The sequence below is a fragment of the Streptomyces sp. NPDC041068 genome, from assembly GCF_040647455.1.
Lineage (GTDB): Bacteria > Actinomycetota > Actinomycetes > Streptomycetales > Streptomycetaceae > Streptomyces.
Genome location: NZ_JBEZCG010000006.1, coordinates 179,962 through 197,524 on the forward strand (window position 1 = coordinate 179,962; position 17,563 = coordinate 197,524).

Here is a 17,563-nt window from a genome sequence, read left to right on the forward strand (position 1 = left end):
GTACGGTACGGAACGACGGAGGTGGGCGGGCCGGTTCCGCGAATTACCCCTGCCTTCGGAGATCTCCGGAGGTCAGCGGCAGTTCAGGACCTCGGCAGCCGCGCAGGATCTCGGCAGCCGTTCAGGATGTCGGCAGCCTTTCAGGATCTCAGCAGCCGTTCAGGATCGAGGAAAGGGCGCTCTTCTCCTCGGAGTTCACGTTGAGCTTGTAGTGGTGCTTCACGTCCACCCACATCCGCGCGTAGTAGCAGTGGTACGAGGTGGTGGGCGGCAGCCATTCGGCCGGGTCCTTGTCGCCCTTGGCCTGGTTGACGTTGTCGGTGACGGCGATCAGCTGCGGCCGGGTCAGGTCGTTGGCGAAGCCCTGGCGCTGGGCGGTGGTCCAGCTGCTCGCGCCGGACTTCCAGGCCTCGGAGAGCGGGACGACGTGGTCGATGTCGACGTCGGACGCGGCGGTCCAGGTGCCGCCGTCGTAGGGGGACTTCCAGGTGCCGGAGACGGCGGCGCAGCTGGAGTCCTGCTGGACGTTGGTGCCGTCGCGCTCGAGGACGACCTCGCGGGTGTTGCAGGCGCCGGACTGCGTGCTCCAGTGCGGGAACTTGTCGCGGCTGTAGCCGTCGGAGGAGCCCTCGGCCTTGACGGTGAGCTCGCCGAGGTAGGTGCGGGCCGTGGCGGCGCTGACCGGGGCCGGGGGAGCGGCCTGGGCGGGGGAGGAGGTGAGGAGGGTCGCGGTACAGGCCAGGACGACGGCAGCGGCGGCACTGGCGTGACGGGTGCGTCGACGCGCGTAGACAGCGGACATGCGAACTCCCTTGGTGTGGGGGGAAGTTGACCGGTGGGGCGGTCATGGTTGCGTGGTGGGGTTACCTGCGGATGTGCATCCGGTGACAGGGTCGCGTCAAACAGGTGGGTACTTCAAGGGTTCTGGCGCGGTGTCATATGCATTGCACGGAGCGGAAGTTGCTTCTATGTGATCCACGTCACGCCCTCCGCGTGATCCGGGTCACGCGGCGGCGGGGCGAAAGGCCCTGGCCGGGGGTGGTGGAAGGTCCCGTACTATGGACGGCGCAGAAGGGGAGTAGCTCTTCGCCGGACCGTCGACATACTGCTCAGCTCGTCTGAGCCGGCGCCCGGAGGCAGGCCCGCGAGGGTCGGCCGGCGAGACCTTCGGCAAGCAGTGCCGGCGTACGCATCCGCGTGCGCCGTGACGTACGCATATCCGTGTACGTCCGTGTGCGCTGCCGTGCCGAGGTGTCGTACGCGAAGCGGTGGAACACTCTCGGTGGGGCGGCCCCGACCGATTGAGGAACCCTTGATCAGCTTCAGCGTGACGGCGCTCGTCTTCGGCGTCGTCTTCCTTGCCGAGCTGCCGGACAAGACGGCCCTCGCCGGGCTCGTCCTCGGCACGCGCTACCGCGCCTCGTACGTCTTCGCGGGCGTCGCGGCCGCCTTCGCAGTCCATGTGGTCCTCGCCGTCGCGGCGGGCAGTGTCCTGACCCTGCTCCCGCAACAGCTGGTGCACGCGCTCACGGGTGTTCTCTTCCTCGGCGGCGCGGCGATGCTGCTGCTCAAGGGCGGCGACGACGAGGAAGAGGTCAAGCAGCCCGAGGACCAGAGCTTCTGGAAGGTCTCGGGGGCGGGCTTCATGCTCATCCTGGTCGCCGAGTTCGGTGACCTGACGCAGATCATGACGGCGAACATGGCGGCCCGCTACGACGATCCGCTCTCCGTCGGCCTCGGCGCCGTGCTCGCGCTCTGGGCGGTCGCGGGGCTCGGCATCGTCGGCGGAAAGGCGCTGATGAAGCGGGTGCCGCTGGCGCTCATCACGAAGATCGCGGCGCTGCTGATGCTGGGGCTCGGGGTGTGGAGCCTGTACGAGGCGATCTCTGCGTGAGGGGTGGCGAGTCGTCCCATTTGGGCTCGCTTATACGGTGTGACCTGCGGCGTTGGCGTTTGGCGCCCACGTTTTGTACCGTGCAGGAACAAAGTGGCTCCGCCCGTACTCCCTGACCGGCGGGCGGGGCTGCCTTGATCTTCCTCTGCGCTCTGGAGCATGCCGATGACGGCCACGACCGCCTCCCCTGTTCTGACCGCCCGCGCCGTTCTGCTCGACATGGACGGCACCCTCGTGAACTCCGACGCCGTCGTCGAGCGTTGCTGGCGGCGCTGGGCCGAGCGGCACGGACTCGACTTCGACGAGGTCATCAAGGTCGTCCACGGACGGCAGGGGTACGCGTCCATGGCGGTGCTGCTGCCGGAGCGGTCCATGGAGGAGAACCACGCGGAGAACCGCGAGATGCTCGCCGCCGAGACCTCCGACATGGAGGGTGTCGTACCGGTGCCCGGCGCGCCCGCGTTCATGGCCGCGCTGTCCGGTCTGCGCCTGCCGCACGCGCTCGTGACCTCCGCCGACGTGCCGCTGTCCACCGGACGGATGGCCGCGGCCGGGCTCGCCCTGCCGGAGGTGCGGGTGACCGCGGAGAGCGTGGGCGCGAGCAAGCCGGACCCCGAGGGCTTCCTCAAGGGCGCGGCGGAGCTCGGCTTCGACCCCGCCGACTGCGTGGTCTTCGAGGACTCCGAGGCGGGCATCCTCGCCGGGCGGGCCGCCGGCATGCGGGTCGTGGGCGTCGGCCCCCGGGCCGCGCAGTTCGGGCCCACGGTGCACGTCGAGGACCTGACCGGCGTCGAGGTCGCCGATGCCGGGGACCAGGGGATCCGGCTGACGTTCGGCTGACGTTCGGCTGAGCGGGAGGCGGCCCGCCGGACGCTGCGCCTACGGCTCCGTCGTCCTACGTCCTACGGCTCCGTCGTCTCCGATTCGAGGCTGCGGCGCGTTTCCCTGCCGTACTCGCCCGGCGGGTCCTCATGCAGGCCCCGTGCCCACTGGTAGCGGGTCACCGCGGAGGTGACTTGGGGGGAGTACGTGCCGTCCCGTTCCCCCACGTACAGGTAGAGCTGGCTCAGACGGCCCTGCAGCTCCGTGACCCGGGGCCCCTTGTCGCCCTCCCGCAGCGTCGCGGCCTCCGCTCTGCCGGGCGATGACGACGACGTACCGACCGAGCCCGTCGCGCGTGCCGTCGGCGGCGCCGGTGACGACGGCGGAGGCGGTGCCGAGCGCGTGGGCGAGGGCGGCGGCGTCGCGCTCGGAGTCGCCGAGGAGCTGCGCGTGGGCGACGGGGAATCCTTCCGCGAGGGCGGTGCCGGCTTCGTCGGGTCCGCGGGTGCCGACATCGGGGCGTCCGGCAGTGCGCGGTCCCTGGTCGGCCCGTCCGTCGCCGAGGAGAACAGGCCCGTCACCAGGACGGCGGCCGCGGCCACGGCGGCCACCGTGCCCACCGCCCCGGCGAGCAGCAGGTAGCGGCGTCCACGGACCGCTCTTCCGGCCGCCTCCGGGGGCGGGGTCTCGTACGACTCGGGCGACTGCCCTTCGTACGACTGGGGAGGCAGGCTCTCGTGGGCTTCGGGAGGCTGAGTGGACGGCTGACCGGATGACTGAGTGGGCGACTGAGCGGACGACTGGGACGGCTGAGCGGACCACTGGGACGGCTGCACGGTCGGCAGAGCGGGAGGCTGCACGGGCGGAACGGATGGCTGAGCAGGTGGCAGAGCGTCCGGCAGGGGCGCGGTGTGCGCGGTGGGTCCGGTTGGGCCAGGGGGGCCGGTTGGGTCAGTAGGTCCGGTTGGGGCGGCGGGTCTGGTCGGGCCAGCGGGTCTGGTTGGGGCGGCGGGTCTTGTTGGGCCAGCGGGTCCGGTCGGGGCGGCGGGTCTGGTTGGGCCAGCGGGTCCGGTTGGGCCTGGGGCGGTCGGGTCGGGGTCCGGCAAGGACACATAAGGGCGTATGCGCAGGGGGTTGAAGTCCTCCGCGGCCGCCGCGTCCGCGGACCGCGTGCGCCGCGCCGCGTCCGACGCCCGCCGGGCACAGCCGCACGCCGCGGCGCTCCCGGGCTCGCGAGCCCTCCGGCACTCGGGGCATCGCAGGCTGTCCGGCTTTTCCTGGCCTTCCGGCCTCTTCTGGCCTCCCGCCCTCATCTGGGACTCCGGCCTCTGCTTGGGCCCTGGCCTTTCCTGGGGCTCCGGCCTCTTCTTGGTCTCCGGCCTTTCCTGGGTCTCCGGCCTTTCCTGGATCCCTGGCCTCTTCTGGGACTCTGGCCTTTTCTGGGACTCCGGGGGCTTCTGGGTCTCCGGCCTTTCCCGGATCCCTGGCCTCTTCTGGGACTCCGGGGGCTTCTGGGTCTCCGGCCTTTCCTGGGCCCCCGGCCTCTCCTGGGCCCTTGGCCTCTTCTGACCCTCCAGTCTTTCCGGGCCTTCAGCTCCCTCCGGGCCTTCAGCCCCCTCCAGGCCCCCAGGCCCCTCCCGCTCCCGTCCGTCTCGCTGGTTCCGTCCGGCCATCGCCGTGCCCCTCCCCTCCCGTGGCTCGCGCACCATGCGGTGCGTTCGCCCCAGGGAACCCCAGCGATTATGCAGACCCTCGCCTCGCTCCAACAGGCCATAACCGGTGACTCGGATCAGGATGGAGAGGAGGCTCTCAGGGGACTCCCGGAGTCCCGGACCCCCGGACTCCCGGACTCCGGGACTCCCGGACCCCCGGACCCCCGGACCCCCAGGAGGTGTCCATGACGCAGGACGTCAGCGCCCGCCCCGCGGGGCCCGAGCCGGTGCCCGGCCAGGGCGGCAACGGGCATCCGCCCGGCGGCGTACTGGTCTCCATCGGCGCGCTGCTCCTCGGCATGCTGCTCGCGGCCCTCGACCAGACGATCGTCTCCACCGCACTGCCGACGATCGTCAGCGAGCTCGGCGGCATGGAGCACCTGTCCTGGGTCGTCACCGCGTACATGCTGGCCTCGACGGCCGCGACCCCGCTGTGGGGCAAGCTCGGCGACCAGTACGGCCGCAAGAAGCTGTTCCAGACCGCGATCGTGATCTTCCTGGTCGGCTCCGCGCTGTGCGGCATGGCGCAGAACATGCCGCAGCTCATCGGGTTCAGGGCGCTCCAGGGCCTGGGCGGCGGCGGGCTCATGGTCCTCTCCATGGCGATCGTGGGCGACCTCGTCTCGCCGCGCGAACGCGGCAAGTACCAGGGCCTGTTCGGTGCCGTCTTCGGCGCGACCAGCGTCCTCGGGCCGCTGCTCGGCGGGCTCTTCACCGAACACCTCAGCTGGCGCTGGGTCTTCTACGTCAACCTGCCCATCGGCGTGATCGCGCTCCTCGTCATCGCCACCACGCTGCACATCCCGGTGCGCGGCGCCGTGCACACCATCGACTACCTCGGCACCTTCCTCATCGCGTCCGTCGCCACCTGCCTGGTGCTCGTCGCCTCGCTCGGCGGCACCACCTGGGCCTGGGGCTCGCCGCAGATCATCGGGCTCGCGGTGCTCGGCGTGGTCCTCGCGGTGGCCTTCGTGTCCGTGGAGAAGAAGGCCGCGGAGCCCGTGCTTCCGCTGAAGCTGTTCCGGATCCGCACCTTCACGCTCTCCGCCGTCATCAGCTTCATCGTGGGCTTCGCGATGTTCGGGGCGATGACCTATCTGCCGACGTTCCTGCAGGTCGTGCAGGGAGTCACACCGACCATGTCGGGCGTGCACATGCTGCCGATGGTGGCCGGCATGCTCCTGTCCACCACCGCGTCCGGGCAGATCGTCAGCCGCACGGGCCGCTGGAAGGTGTTCCCCGTCGCGGGCACGGCCGTCACCACGCTCGGCCTGCTCCTGCTCCACCAGCTCAACGAGAACAGCCCCACCGGCGAGATGAGCGCGTACTTCTTCGTCTTCGGTCTGGGCCTCGGCCTCGTCATGCAGGTGCTCGTGCTCATCGTGCAGAACGCCGTCAGCTACGAGGACCTGGGCGTCGCCACGTCCGGCGCGACCTTCTTCCGCTCGATCGGCGCCTCCTTCGGCGTCGCGATCTTCGGCACGATCTTCACCAACCGGCTCGGCGACAAGCTCACCGACGCCCTCGCCGGACAGCAGCTGCCGCCGGGCCTGAGCGTCGGCACCCTGGAGGCGGACCCGCGCGGCATCGCGCGCCTCCCCGCCGACCTGCGTCCCAGCGCCCTGCACGCGTACGCCTCGTCGATCACGGACGTCTTCCTCTACGCGGCGCCGGTCGCCCTGCTCGCCTTCGTCCTCGCCTGGTTCCTGAAGGAGGACAAGCTGCGCGGCTCGGTCACGGCGCCGGACCCCACCCAGACGCTGGCCAGCAACCCCGTGGAGCGTTCCTCGTACGACGAGTGCGCGCGGGCCCTTTCGGTGCTCGGCACGCGCGAGGGGCGGCGCGCGATCTACGAGAAGATCACGGCGCGGGCGGGCTACGACCTGCTGCCCGCGGCCAGTTGGCTGCTCCTGCGCATCGCACGGCACGGCTCCGTGGAGCCCGCGGTCCTTGCCGAGCGCACCACCGTGCCACTGACCGTCATCACGGCGGCCGCCCGCCAGGTCGAGGAGCGCCACCTCGCCGAACGGCAGGGACTGGAGATGATCCTGACCGAGCAGGGCCGCGAGGTCGCGGGCAAGCTGGCCGCGGCCCGCGAGGAGTCCCTGTCCGAGCTGCTCGGCGACTGGTGGGGCCCCGACCGGCCGACCGACCTGGCCCAGCTGGTCGAGGAGCTCAGCGCCGAGCTGTGCGGTTCGGAGTCGGAGCGGCCGCAGGACGGGTCGGCGTCAGCCCGCGCCACCACCTGAGGCGAGCTTCTTGGCGAACCAGTGCTGGGAGTACGGGTCGTCGTTGTACGGCTCGGTCTCCTCGAACCCGCACCGCGTGTACAGCGTGCGGGACTCCACCAGGTCGGTGCGGGTGTCCAGGACGATCAGCTCGGCACCGAGCGCACGGGCCGCGTCCTCGGCCGCCGCGATCAGACGGGGCGCGCCGCCCCTGCCGCGCATGCCCTTGCGTACGAAGACACGCTTGAGCTCGGCGGTGTTCGCGTCGCGGAGCCGGACACCTGCCGTGCCGACCGGCTCTCCTTCGAACCGCGCGACCAGGAGCACGCCGTCCGGCGGCGCGAGATCGGCCCCGGTCTCCTCCGCGATCCCGCGCTCCAGCTCGGCGGGGTCCGTGGGACGCCCGTCGTGGAGCAGATACCAGCGGTCGCTGACCTCGGTGTAGTACGTGCGCCAGAGCGCGGCGGCCGCGGGGGAGTCATACGCCTCCGGGGCGATGGTCCAGGAGCCGGTGGGGGTGATGGGGGCGGCGTCGGTCATGCGCTCATTCTGGGGTCGCGCGGACGCCGCCCCGCAAGTGAATTAGCTCTTCGGGGCGGCCTGTTGGACGACCTCGAACGACCAGACCGTGGACCCGGAGGCGGCGGGCCTTGGCCGCTCACCGCCGCCCTCGCCGCCACCCTGGTGCGCGGCCTTCATGGGGCCCTCCATCCACGCCTGGAAGGAGGCCTCGTCGCGCCAGCGGGTGTAGACGAGGTACTGGTCGGTGCCCTCGATGGGGCGCAGCAGTTCGAACCACTCGAAGCCGTCGGAGTTCTCCACCGTGCCCGCGCGGGACGCGAAGCGCTTCTCCAGGACCTCTCGCTGTTCCTCGGGGACCGTCAGGGCGTTGATCTTCACGATGCTCATGCCGCCATCCTGCCGCACGGCACGGGTCACATGCGCAGCAGGTGTTCGGCCGTCTCGCGGTAGTCGCGCAGGGCCAGGCGGAGCTGTTCCGTGTCGGCGGTGGGGGTCTTCGCCGGGGTGCCCTCAGGGGTCGGGGCTCCGCTGCCGGGGATGCCCTCGGACGTGCCCTCGGGCCTGCCCTCGGACGGCAGGGACTCCCAGGACGTGCGCAGTGTGCGGCGGCGTTCGGTGAGGGTTCGGGTGAGACCGGTGATCGTCTCCTCCAGGATGCGGTCCGCGTCCTCCACGGCGTCGCGCGGGCCGTCGACGAAGCCGTTCACCGCGTTCTGGAGGCGCAGCGTCAGCTTGTCGCGTTCCGTGGCCGGGAAGAGGGCGGTCGTGTGCGCTGGGGTCGTCGTCCGCTCAGCCATGCTGAACTCCCTTGTGGGTGATGCCGGTCGAGCTCTTGCGCGGGGTGTGCCTGCCGTGGTCGGCCGGGGCGCGGTCCGTGTGCTGCTCCGCCATCAGGGCGTCGAACAGCGCCCGTGCCTCGATCATGGCCGCGCGCATCTCCTCGGTGCCCCCGTGGTCCGTGCCCGCACGGCTGTCCTCGCCGCCCGTCGTGTCGAGCGCCGCGCGGTGCACCCTGCGGTAGCCGTGGACGTGGTGGGAGTGGTGCACGGAGAGCGCGTCGAGCTGGTCCTCGTAGTGACCCGCGTCGGGGAAGCCGCGGGCACCGGCGAGTTCGGCGATGAGCCGGTCCGCCTCGGTCACCGCCTCGCGTGGGGAGTCGACGAAGCGCTCCTGGGCGACGGTCCAGCGGACCGTGAACTGCTCGCGCGCGGCGGGGTCCAACGGCCGCGTACGCAGGGAGCCGTGCCGCTTCACACGCTCCCCGAGGTCGCGTTCGGCCGCCTTGGTGTCGCCGTCGTGGCGGGCGACCGCACGGTCGTACTCGGGCCCGAAGCGGCGCTTGAGGCCGCGCCCGCCGCCGGCCCGCAGCCGCTTGCGGTTCAGCACGGCCGCTGCGGCGACGACGAGGACGGCGACGACCACGATCAGAGCGATGATCATGACTGTGGACATGGGGTGCCTTCTCGGCTCGGGGACGGTCCTGGGCGCGGCGACCGCTGGGGTCCCGCGCCCGTCCCCGGGGCGAGTTGCCCGGAATCGGCCCGCCAAACGGCCTGCCGAACCGCCTGCCGAGCCGCCCGCCGAACGGCCCTTCCGGCGGGCGGCCGGAGGGGCCGAGGGACGGACGTGCGGGGTTCGGGCCGAGCCGGGTTCAGGCCGGGTGGCGCTCCCGCCAGTCGCGGGCCACCTCGTCGACGTCGTAGGGGGTCAGGCCGAGCGGGGGTCCGGGAGGCGGCGTGCGCAGCGCCTCGCGGATCTTTTCGTTGAGCTCCGTCACGAGCGTGCGCGCCACGCGTTCGGACGGGGCGGCGGCCGCCGCGGCCAGCGTGTCCTCGGCCTCCTTGCGCAGGGCGAGGGTGGGGGACAGGTAGGAGAGGCCCTCGCGGGCCATCTTCTGCTTGATCCACCAGTTCTCGTCGGCCGTGGGGTCGGGGCCATCGGGGAGGGGCTTGCCGCTGCCTGGCAGGGAGGTGAATTCGCCCCGTTGTTCCGCCTCACGGATCTGCTTGTCGATCCAGGACTCGAAGTTGACTCCAGGTGGCTTGCGCTCAGTCATGCCCCCATTGTCCCAGGGGGGTCGTGCGTCCGCCCGTGGGGGCACTTAGGATGCGGCAGCGCGCGCCACAGCAACCGCGCTCGCGCCGCCGTGAGTTGAAGGAGCGTACGCACGTGCTTGAGCTGACCATGGCCTCGCTGTCCGGGGAGGACGCGGGCGCGACCGCCGGCATGCTCATGGCCGACGCGCCGAGCGAGCCGGGCGCCGTACTGCGGGTGGGGCGTGACCGGGGTGTGTGCCGTCTGGTGACGCCCGACGACTGGCTGTTCGTGTCTCGTACGCATCTTGAGTTCCGCTGCGGGCCCGACGGGTCCTGGTCCGTCGCGTGGCTGCGCGGTTCGAACCCCGACCCGGCCTCCGAGGTCCGTGTGGTGTCCGAGGGCGCGGCGCGACCCCTCGCCTACGGAGGGGTGGCGCCGCTTCCCCGCGGCGGCTCGGGCGAGGTCGTCATCCAGGACCGGTCGGGGCCGCGGAGCGTGAACGTGGGCTACTACCACGAGGGTTGAGCCGTCCCGCGGCTTCCGCGGGCGAGTGCGCGGACCTTTCTGGGCGGGTGCACGGACCTTTCAGGCGAGTGCGCGGATTCTTCTGGGTGAGTCCGCAGGGCTTTCAGGCGAGTACCCGGGCCAGTGCGAAGCCGTCGTACCCCTTGATGCCCACCGTCTGTACCGCCGTGCCGCTCAACTTGGGGTGCTTCGCCATGAGTTCGAGCGCGGCGCGGGTGCCGCGCACGTTCGGGTCGGTGTTCGTGGGGTCGGTGACGGCGCCGCTCCGTACGACGTTGTCGAGGACGATCAGGCTGCCGGGGCGCGTGAGCTCGACCGCCCACTCCAGGTAGTGGGCGTTGTTGGCCTTGTCGGCGTCGATGAAGACGAAGTCGAAGGGGTCGGGGTGCGCGGCGTGCTCGGCGCCGAGCACGGTGAGCGAGTCGAGGGCGGGGCCGACGCGGACCTCGGCGATCCGGTCGAGCCCGGCGCGGGCGAGGTTGCCGCGGGCCACGTCGGCGTGCTCGGGCTTGTACTCGAGGGTGACGAGGCTGCCGTCGGCGGGCAGGGCGCGGGCGAGCCAGATGGTGCTGTAGCCGCCGAGGGTGCCGATCTCCAGGATCCTGCGGGCGCCCTGGATCTGGGCGAGGAGATGGAGCAACTTGCCCTGGTTCGGGGCGACGTTGATATGCGGCAGGCCGGCCGCGTCGCTGTCGCGCAGGGCGGCGGTCAGGGGCTCGTCCGGCGGGGCGAGGAGGCCGGTGAAGTAGTCGTCGACGGAGTTCCACTGCTGCTGATGCGTGGTCATGAGGGATGCGCATTCCTTTCGACTGCCTACTTAGTTTGACTAAGGAGTCTTGGGCAGTTTAGCCGTGGTGCGGGGGATTGTCAGTGGGGACTCGCATACTGGGGGACGAAGATCGGCGGGGTGTCGGGAGGGGCGCGGAATGGCGTACGGGGCCGAGCAGTTGGGGCAGGCCTTGCCCGCTGCGGTCGTTCAGGGGTTCGCCGAGCGGTGGCTGCCCGAGATGGAGCGCTCGGCCGAAGGCGCCGACGGCGCGGGGGACTTCGTGTGCTCGCCCGCCGGCATGTGGCTCGCGCTGGCCGCGGTGGCGGTGGGTGCGCGGGGGTGGACCGCCTCGGAGCTGGCGGAGTTGCTCGGGGTCGCCGGGGCCGACGCGGCGCGTGCGGTGACGGGCGGGGCGCGGGCGCTGGCGGGCGCGGACGCGCTGGGCGTCGCCACGCGCGTGTGGAGCCGGGTGCCGGTCCATCGGGAGTATCGCGAGGCCTTGCCGGACATCGGCTTCGGGGCGATGGATCCGGAGGCCGCCGATGCCTGGGTGCGGGAGGCCACGGACGGGATGATCGAGCGGCTTCCGGTGGTCGTCACTCCGGACACGGTGCTTCTGCTGGTCAACGCGCTTGTGCTGAAGGCGCGTTGGGAGCGCCCTTTCGAGGGGGCCGGTACGCGCGACGCCGACTTCACCGATGCCGCGGGGGCCGTCCATCGGGTGCCGACGATGCATCGGGCCGTTGCGGTCGGGGACGCGTGGGCCGTGGGTGGGGCGCGGGTCGTGGAGATGCGGTGTGCCGCGCGGGGCGGGGGGTCTTCGGTGCGGGTCCGGTTCGTGCTGGGGGAGCCGGGGGAGGGGTCCGGTGCCGTGCTGCCGCTGGGGTGGGCGGCGGGGGAGCGGTGCGTGGCCCTCGATGCCGAGGAGGTGGTCGTGGCCCTGCCTCGGTTTTCGCTGCGTACGCGGGTCGATGCGACGGAGCAGTTGAGGGGGCTGGGGGTGCGGTGGGCGATGAGTGACGCGGCCGACTTCTCGGGGATGTCGCCGGAGCGGTTGGCGATATCGCAGATTGTTCAGGAGGCGGTGGTGAAGGTCGCGGAGGAGGGGGTTGAGGCGGCGGCGGTGACGGCTGTGCCGATGCAGCCGGGTGGGGCGTACCGGCCTCGGCGGGTTGAGCGGGTTGCCTTTGAGCGGCCGTTCGGGGTGGTGGTGCTTGATGGGGGTGGGGAGGTGCCGTTGTTTGTGGGGTGGCAGGCGGGGGTGCCTTGTTCGCCGTAGGCCTTCGGGGGGGGGGCTTCCCCAAGCCCGCCCCTTCCCGGAACTGAGGGCTCTGCTCCCAGGCCCCCGGGGCCGGCTCGGCCTCCTGGGGCTCCGCCCCAGGCCCCGCTCCTCAAACGCCGGAAGGGCTGGATGGTTGCAGTGTCCGGAGGGGCTGAATATCAGGGGGTCTGGCGCAGGGCCCTTGCCTCTGCTTCGGTTTCCACCGACGCGGGCGAACCCGGCAGTGGCCTGCCGGCCGACTCCGTCAGGAACCAGACCGCGATGCCGCCCACCACAGCCGCCGCCATCATGTAGTACGCGGGCATCATCTTGTCCCCCGTCGCGCCGATCAGCGCCGTCACCACCAGCGGTGTCGTGCCGCCGAAGACCGAGACCGAGATGTTGAAGCCGATGGACAGGGAGCCGTAGCGGACCTTCGTCGGGAACAGGGCCGGCAGGGTCGACGGCATCGATGCCGTGAAGCAGACCAGGAGCAGGCCCAGCGCGCCGAGGCCGAGGGCGATCGCCCAGAGCGAGCCCTCGCGGATCAGGAGGAGCGCGGGGACGGAGAGCAGGAAGAAGCCCGCGCAGCCCGTGGCGATCACCGGGCGGCGGCCCACGCGGTCCGTGAGCGCGCCCACGAACGGCTGGGCGCACATCATCAGGGCCATGACGGCCAGGATGACGAGGAGGCCGTGCGTCTCGTCGTACTTCAACTCGCTGGTCAGGTAGCTCGGCATGTACGACAGCAGCATGTAGTCCGTGACGTTGAAGACCAGGACCAGGCCCATGCACAGGAGCAGGGCCTTCCACTGGCCCGCGACCATGTCGCGCAGGCGCACCTTCGGACGGGACTGCTCGTCCTTGTGCGCCTTCTCCAGCTCGGCGGCGAACGCCGGGGTCTCTTCGAGCTTCATGCGCAGGTACAGGCCGATCAGGCCCATCGGTCCCGCGATCAGGAACGGGATGCGCCAGCCCCAGGAGAGCAGGTCGTCGGTGGAGAGCAGCGCCGTCATCAGCGTGACAAGGCCCGCGCCGCCGATGTAGCCCGCCAGCGTGCCGAACTCCAGCCAGCTGCCGAGGAACCCGCGCTTCTTGTCGGGGGCGTACTCCGCGATGAACGTGGAGGCGCCCGCGTACTCGCCGCCCGTCGAGAAGCCCTGCACCAGACGGGCCGCGAGGAGCAGGACCGGCGCCCAGACGCCGATGGTGGCGTAGGACGGGATCAGGCCGATCGCGAACGTGCCCGCCGCCATCATGATCATGGTCAGCGCGAGCACCTTCTGGCGACCGACGCGGTCGCCGAGCGGGCCGAAGACCATGCCGCCGAGGGGGCGGATCAGGAAGGCCGCGGCGAAGGCGCCGAAGGTGGAGAGCAGCTGGGCCGTGGGGTTGCCCGAGGGGAAGAAGACCTTGCCCAGCGTCACCGCGATGTAGCTGTAGACGCCGAAGTCGAACCACTCCATCGCGTTGCCGAGGGCCGCGGCCTTCACCGCGCGCTTGACCAGCGCGGGGTCGGTGACGGTGACCTCCTGGGGCGATCCGCTCCCGGACCCGGGGGCGGACAGGTGCTCCTCGGAGGGCTTCCTCGGTGCGACGGGTGTGGCGCTCGGCAAGGGTTCGCTCGCCCGCTTTCGGTCGACGACAACGGCAGGGCCGCACCCGGATACCGGGGCGGCCCGAAAGCGACCATAGGTGCATAGGGCACCGTTACGGTGGGTGTTCGAACGGATGCGCAACTTGCGAAAACGGCTTCTGTCCAGGTCAAACGGCATTTGTTCGGCTCGTCGTGACGAGCCGCCTTTGTGATCTATTTCGCTGCGTCGGCCGGGAACCGCGCGCCGTGCCCGCACAAGGGGTGCGGCAGGGCCACGGCAGGGGGACACGGCATGAAAAAGCCGATGGAAAGCGGTGTGGCCGCCAGGTGAAGCGGTGGTTGCGTGCGTCTCACAGGTGGGGGCGCGGACTCGACGGGCCGCACATGGACCCGTCTCGACCGGGTGGCACGAAGGCCCGCTCAATGACAGAGCCGCTGACGGACGGACGAGGCGGGAGGGTCGACGAGGCGTGGCGAACGTTGAGCACAGGGGACCCGGCGGAGCCCTGGGGGCGGGGCAGGCCGGCGGTCCCGAGGCGCGGACCGGGGTCATCCGTGTCACTCTCTGGCTGATCGCGGCCGTCCTGGCGATCCGGCAGGTGGCCGTCGTCCTGCGCACGCCGGAGGGCGAGCGCCTCACCGACCTGGAGACCTGGATCGGCCCGGACGGCGTCCTCCATGTGAAGGGCTCCCTGTACGACGCGGACAAGTTCACCGGCACGCCCTTCGCGGGACTCGTCCTCAAACCCCTGGCCCGCTCGGGCGAACAGGCGCTCGGCTGGGCCTGGACGTTCGGCACGCTCGGCCTCGTCGTCGTGCTCGCCCTGGTCGCGGCGCGCGCCCTGCCCCAGCCGGTCTCCCGGCGCACCTCGCTGTTCGCCGCGCCCGTCGCGGTCAGCCTGCTCATCCTGTCGCTGCCGGTGCGCAACACCCTCTACCTCGGCCAGACCAGCATCATTCCGGTCCTGCTCGTCCTGCTCGGGCTCTTCGCGGTCCGCGGTGAGCGGGCCAGTGGCGTCCTGATCGGCATCGGCGCGGCCCTCCAGCCGACCATGCTGCTCTTCGCCGGGCTGCTCTGGCTCACCGGACGCAGAAGGGCCGCCGCGTCCACCGGCGCCGCCTTCGCCGCCTGCACCGCGCTCACCTGGGCCGCGATGCCGAGCGATTCGTCGACGTACTGGATCCATCACCTCGCGGGAGCGGGCCTCGGTGCGAACCCCGACGCCAACGCCAACCAGTCGCTGCACGGCATGCTGCTGCGCCTCGGTCTCGAAGGGCCGCTGGAAAGAGGGCTGTTCGTGGTCCTGAGCGCGGCCGTCGTCGTCCTCGGCCTGCGCCGCGCCGTGCGCTACGCCGAGGACGGGCAGCTGCTGCTCGCCGTCGCGATCACCGGCTGCGTCGCGGTCGCGGTGTCGCCCACGACCTGGCAGCACCAGCTCCTGTGGGTGCTCTTCGCCGTGGTCGGCCGGGTCGGCAAGAAGCAGTCCGACCGGTACATGTGGCCGGTGGCCGTGGTCCTCGTCTCGACGCTGCCCGCCACGATGATGCTGCCGAACATGCCGGTGACCGAGCCGATCCGCGACAACATCGTGCTGATCGCGGCGCTCGCCGCGGCGGTCGTCGTGCCGTTCCTGTCCCGGACTCACCCGCAGTACCGCAGCCCGATCCCCACGGATTACGCCGCTCCGGTCCCCGCCCGCTGGAAGCGGGTGCCGCTCGTCCCGTTCTGGCGACGTGTCCTGACCCGCCCGAACCTCCTGCTCGAACTGCTCCTCATCCGCGTCGGCTACTCCGCGTACCAGCAGGTCAGGCTTGCCGCGACCGGCGGCACGATCTCCGGCGGCCGGGCCGACGCCGAGCGCCACGGCGAGCAGATCCACGGGATCGAGCAGGTCCTGCGCATCGACGTCGAGCACTGGTTCAACCAGCTCACGGCGCGCACCGGTTGGCTCGAGGACTTCTTCAACTTCTATTACACGTCGTTCCACTTCGTGGTGCCGCTGACCGTCCTCGCCGTCCTGTACGTGCGCAGACCCGCCGAGTACCGCTGGGCGCGCTCCGCGCTCGGCTTCGCGACGGTCCTCGCCCTCGTCGGCTTCTGGGCCTATCCGCTCGCCCCGCCGCGCCTGATGCCGGACCTCGGCTTCGTCGACACGGTGCACGGCGTGCAGGACTTCACCAAGCCCAACTACGGCACGCTGACCGACCTCACCAACCAGTACGCGGCGATGCCCTCGCTGCACTTCGGCTGGTCCCTGTGGTGCGGGCTCGTCATCGCGGTCCTCGCGCCGAAGTGGTGGATGAAGGCGCTCGGCCTGCTGCACCCGTTCTTCACGGTCTGCGCGATCGTCGGGACCGGCAACCACTGGGTGCTCGACGCGGTGGGCGGCGCGGCCGTGGTGGGCGCGGGCTTCGGCCTGACCTACCTCCTGTCGGGCCCCCGGGTGCGCGAACCGCTGCGGAAGGCCCCCGTCACCGGCACGTCGCAGGAGGCTTCGGCGAAGGACCGTACCCCGAGCTGATCTTGTAGGTGCCCGGCGAGGGTACCGAAAGACGCGTGAACTCGCCGTGCCGCTCCAGGCACGCGCCCTCGGCCCGCAGCCACGGCGAGTACACCAGGCGGACCGTGACCGAGCCGGGCTCGGGGACGCGGACCACCACGTCGGAGCCGGTGGAGCGGACCACGGACGCGGGCTTCGACACCAGCGGCACCGGGTCCTTCACCTCGTAGATCCGCCAGTGCGCGTCCTTCCACACCGGCTCCAGCCACTGGGGGCCGCTCGCCACCAGGGCGGCCTCGTCCTCGGCGAACCCGTCGGGCTTCCCCGAGGGCAGCACCACATAGCCGACGGCCCACTTGTCCAGCCAGGCGCGGTAGGTGCGCGCCGAGAACGAGCCGTCGTAGAAGAGCCGGCCGCGCTCGATGTCGAGCTGCCGGTTCCAGCCGCGTGCCATGTTCACGTACGGGGCCAGCGCGGTGGCCTCGCGGTGGTTGCGGGCCGGGACCACCTCGACGCGGGTGCGGTCGGCGCCGAGACGCTCCAGCTCGCGGACCACACCGTGGGTGTCGACCGCCCACTTCGGCACCTTCGTCGAGACCACGAGGTCGTCGTACGTCTTCTGGGTCACCCAGGCCGACGACAGCACGACCGCCACCGCGAGGACGACCCGGCGCAGACGGTCCAGACCGGGGGCGAGCAGCGCGGCGAGCAGCATGGCGGGGCCGACCAGCTCCGCGAGCCGCTCGACGTTCGTGCCGATCGGGGACGGGATGAGGTACGTGAGCACGGTCCCGACCGCGTACACGGCCGCCCCCCACCGCGCCACCCGCCACTCGCGCGGCCCCGCCACGATCAGCGCCAGGCTGAACAGGACCGGCGGGAAGATCCGGTCGAAGGGCATCAAGTGCTCGCCGGTGAACGGGAACAGCACGGTGGTCGCCGCCACGACCAGAAAAGGCGGCACGATCAGCGCCGCCGAACGCCCCCAGTCGCGTACGAGGAAATAGCCCGCGCCCGCCACCACGAGGAAGAGGCCCGCCACCGGGGACCCCATGGTGGCGAGTGCCGCGCACACCACGGCGACGACCGGGCGCCGCCGCCCCACCAGGGCCAGACAGGCGGCGAGCCCGAAGGCGAGGCCGAGCGCGAACGTCGTACGGCCGGAGGCGACGTTGCACCACACGGCGAGCGAGGCGAGCACCGCGGGCCACAGCGGTCTTCGGACGCCGGTGCGCTCGATCAGGGCGGCGACCAGCCAGGCACCCGCGACGCCGGACAGGACCGTCACGGTCCTCACGCCGAGCGCGGCCATCAGATAGGGCGAGATCAGGCTGTAGTTGGCGGTGTGCATGCCGCCGTACCAGAAGAGGTTGTACGCGGCCGTGCCGTGCTCGGACGCGAACCTCGCCCAGGCCTCCTGCGCCGCGAGGTCTCCGCCGCCCGTCGCGAGGAACGCCGCCCACACCGCGTACAGGGGAAGGGTGGGCAGCGTCGCGAGGAGCGGCACGCGGTGGCGCCTGCGGAAGTCCCGGAAGGAGGTGTTCCGCGAGCCGGGCGCACTGGTCGGAGTGAGCGAGATGTCGGCAGAAGCCACGGCCACCGTTTCCGTTCGAAGTCTTGGAAAGGCAAGGTTCACTTCTCAAGACGCGTCGTGCAACGGAAACGTTGGTTCCTCCGGGGGAGGCAGGGGCGGGG

The 17,563-nt window shown here is 71.4% G+C and carries 17 protein-coding genes; 7 read left to right on the forward strand and 10 right to left on the reverse strand.

Translation table 11 applies throughout. The features are described 5' to 3' along the window. Window positions 1–148: 148 nt before the first annotated feature. Window positions 149–802: an HNH endonuclease family protein gene (locus AB0B50_RS15615; RefSeq protein ID WP_362330845.1), complete on the reverse strand. Its 654-nt coding sequence runs from the start codon at window positions 800–802 to the stop codon at window positions 149–151. Window positions 803–1,312: 510 nt separating this feature from the next. Between AB0B50_RS15615 and AB0B50_RS15620 the strand changes: the two genes are divergently transcribed. Beyond that, complete coding sequence (locus AB0B50_RS15620; RefSeq protein WP_362330848.1) at window positions 1,313–1,894, forward strand: TMEM165/GDT1 family protein; 582 nt, start codon at window positions 1,313–1,315, stop codon at window positions 1,892–1,894. 165 nt (window positions 1,895–2,059) lie between these two features. Beyond that, the gene (locus AB0B50_RS15625) at window positions 2,060–2,734 is read left to right on the forward strand and encodes an HAD family hydrolase (protein ID WP_362330851.1); all 675 of its coding nucleotides are present in this window, start codon (window positions 2,060–2,062) and stop codon (window positions 2,732–2,734) included. A gap of 62 nt (window positions 2,735–2,796) precedes the next feature. Here AB0B50_RS15625 and AB0B50_RS15630 read toward each other — a convergent pair whose 3' ends face one another. Beyond that, the gene (locus AB0B50_RS15630; protein WP_362331621.1) at window positions 2,797–3,012 is read right to left on the reverse strand and encodes a peptidoglycan-binding domain-containing protein; all 216 of its coding nucleotides are present in this window, start codon (window positions 3,010–3,012) and stop codon (window positions 2,797–2,799) included. On the opposite strand from AB0B50_RS15630, the gene AB0B50_RS15635 reads away from it, so the two are divergent. Both AB0B50_RS15635 and AB0B50_RS15640 read left to right on the forward strand, forming a co-directional pair. Then, window positions 2,996–3,358 (forward strand): hypothetical protein, encoded by a 363-nt coding sequence (locus AB0B50_RS15635; protein ID WP_362331695.1) that lies wholly within the window; start codon window positions 2,996–2,998, stop codon window positions 3,356–3,358. The two genes, AB0B50_RS15630 and AB0B50_RS15635, sit on opposite strands and share 17 nt — an antisense overlap. A 1,255-nt stretch (window positions 3,359–4,613) precedes the next feature. Then, complete coding sequence (locus AB0B50_RS15640; protein WP_362330853.1) at window positions 4,614–6,677, forward strand: MFS transporter; 2,064 nt, start codon at window positions 4,614–4,616, stop codon at window positions 6,675–6,677. Here the strand turns inward: AB0B50_RS15640 and AB0B50_RS15645 are convergent. The 5 genes from AB0B50_RS15645 to AB0B50_RS15665 all read right to left on the reverse strand — a co-directional run bounded on the left by AB0B50_RS15645 (window position 6,657) and on the right by AB0B50_RS15665 (window position 9,234). Beyond that, window positions 6,657–7,196 carry a GNAT family N-acetyltransferase gene (locus AB0B50_RS15645; RefSeq protein WP_362330856.1) on the reverse strand — a complete coding sequence of 180 codons (540 nt, stop codon included), beginning with the start codon at window positions 7,194–7,196 and terminating at the stop codon, window positions 6,657–6,659. The genes AB0B50_RS15640 and AB0B50_RS15645 overlap by 21 nt on opposite strands. Before the next feature lie 42 nt (window positions 7,197–7,238). Further along, a complete protein-coding gene (locus tag AB0B50_RS15650; RefSeq protein WP_362330858.1) occupies window positions 7,239–7,565 on the reverse strand; it encodes an antibiotic biosynthesis monooxygenase in 327 nt (108 codons plus the stop codon). Window positions 7,566–7,591: 26 nt separating this feature from the next. After that, window positions 7,592–7,975 carry a hypothetical protein gene (locus tag AB0B50_RS15655; protein ID WP_362330861.1) on the reverse strand — a complete coding sequence of 128 codons (384 nt, stop codon included), beginning with the start codon at window positions 7,973–7,975 and terminating at the stop codon, window positions 7,592–7,594. After that, complete coding sequence (locus AB0B50_RS15660) at window positions 7,968–8,630, reverse strand: hypothetical protein (protein ID WP_362330864.1); 663 nt, start codon at window positions 8,628–8,630, stop codon at window positions 7,968–7,970. Before AB0B50_RS15660 ends, AB0B50_RS15655 begins: the two co-directional genes overlap by 8 nt. A gap of 199 nt (window positions 8,631–8,829) precedes the next feature. Continuing rightward, window positions 8,830–9,234, reverse strand: coding sequence for a DUF1992 domain-containing protein (locus AB0B50_RS15665; protein ID WP_362330866.1), 405 nt, complete (start codon window positions 9,232–9,234; stop codon window positions 8,830–8,832). A gap of 113 nt (window positions 9,235–9,347) precedes the next feature. Between AB0B50_RS15665 and AB0B50_RS15670 the strand changes: the two genes are divergently transcribed. Next, the gene (locus AB0B50_RS15670; RefSeq protein WP_362330869.1) at window positions 9,348–9,740 is read left to right on the forward strand and encodes an FHA domain-containing protein; all 393 of its coding nucleotides are present in this window, start codon (window positions 9,348–9,350) and stop codon (window positions 9,738–9,740) included. Between the two features lie 103 nt (window positions 9,741–9,843). Here AB0B50_RS15670 and AB0B50_RS15675 read toward each other — a convergent pair whose 3' ends face one another. Beyond that, window positions 9,844–10,527, reverse strand: a complete 684-nt coding sequence (locus AB0B50_RS15675; protein WP_362330872.1) for an O-methyltransferase — start codon at window positions 10,525–10,527, stop codon at window positions 9,844–9,846. Window positions 10,528–10,666: 139 nt separating this feature from the next. Between AB0B50_RS15675 and AB0B50_RS15680 the strand changes: the two genes are divergently transcribed. Continuing rightward, window positions 10,667–11,788, forward strand: a complete 1,122-nt coding sequence (locus AB0B50_RS15680) for a serpin family protein (RefSeq protein ID WP_362330875.1) — start codon at window positions 10,667–10,669, stop codon at window positions 11,786–11,788. A 161-nt stretch (window positions 11,789–11,949) separates the two neighbouring features. On the opposite strand, the gene proP is transcribed toward AB0B50_RS15680, so the two are convergent. Then, window positions 11,950–13,338, reverse strand: a complete 1,389-nt coding sequence (gene proP / locus AB0B50_RS15685) for a glycine betaine/L-proline transporter ProP (protein ID WP_362331624.1) — start codon at window positions 13,336–13,338, stop codon at window positions 11,950–11,952. Window positions 13,339–13,837: 499 nt separating this feature from the next. Here proP and AB0B50_RS15690 point away from each other — a divergent pair, with 499 nt between their 5' ends. Next, window positions 13,838–15,889 (forward strand): bifunctional glycosyltransferase 87/phosphatase PAP2 family protein, encoded by a 2,052-nt coding sequence (locus AB0B50_RS15690; protein ID WP_362330877.1) that lies wholly within the window; start codon window positions 13,838–13,840, stop codon window positions 15,887–15,889. Here the strand turns inward: AB0B50_RS15690 and AB0B50_RS15695 are convergent. Continuing rightward, window positions 15,840–17,462 (reverse strand): hypothetical protein, encoded by a 1,623-nt coding sequence (locus AB0B50_RS15695; protein ID WP_362330880.1) that lies wholly within the window; start codon window positions 17,460–17,462, stop codon window positions 15,840–15,842. The genes AB0B50_RS15690 and AB0B50_RS15695 overlap by 50 nt on opposite strands. Window positions 17,463–17,563: the final 101 nt, after the last annotated feature.

What these genes read in the sequence shown, in the direction of transcription:
- AB0B50_RS15615 (WP_362330845.1), bottom strand. Translation starts at nt 802, where the DNA reads ATGTCCGCTGTCTACGCGCGTCGACGCACCCGTCACGCCAGTGCCGCC.
- AB0B50_RS15625 (WP_362330851.1), top strand. Translation starts at nt 2,060, where the DNA reads ATGACGGCCACGACCGCCTCCCCTGTTCTGACCGCCCGCGCCGTTCTG.
- AB0B50_RS15640 (WP_362330853.1), top strand. Translation starts at nt 4,614, where the DNA reads ATGACGCAGGACGTCAGCGCCCGCCCCGCGGGGCCCGAGCCGGTGCCC.
- AB0B50_RS15645 (WP_362330856.1), bottom strand. Translation starts at nt 7,196, where the DNA reads ATGACCGACGCCGCCCCCATCACCCCCACCGGCTCCTGGACCATCGCC.
- AB0B50_RS15650 (WP_362330858.1), bottom strand. Translation starts at nt 7,565, where the DNA reads ATGAGCATCGTGAAGATCAACGCCCTGACGGTCCCCGAGGAACAGCGA.
- AB0B50_RS15655 (WP_362330861.1), bottom strand. Translation starts at nt 7,975, where the DNA reads ATGGCTGAGCGGACGACGACCCCAGCGCACACGACCGCCCTCTTCCCG.
- AB0B50_RS15660 (WP_362330864.1), bottom strand. Translation starts at nt 8,630, where the DNA reads ATGTCCACAGTCATGATCATCGCTCTGATCGTGGTCGTCGCCGTCCTC.
- AB0B50_RS15665 (WP_362330866.1), bottom strand. Translation starts at nt 9,234, where the DNA reads ATGACTGAGCGCAAGCCACCTGGAGTCAACTTCGAGTCCTGGATCGAC.
- AB0B50_RS15675 (WP_362330872.1), bottom strand. Translation starts at nt 10,527, where the DNA reads ATGACCACGCATCAGCAGCAGTGGAACTCCGTCGACGACTACTTCACC.
- AB0B50_RS15680 (WP_362330875.1), top strand. Translation starts at nt 10,667, where the DNA reads ATGGCGTACGGGGCCGAGCAGTTGGGGCAGGCCTTGCCCGCTGCGGTC.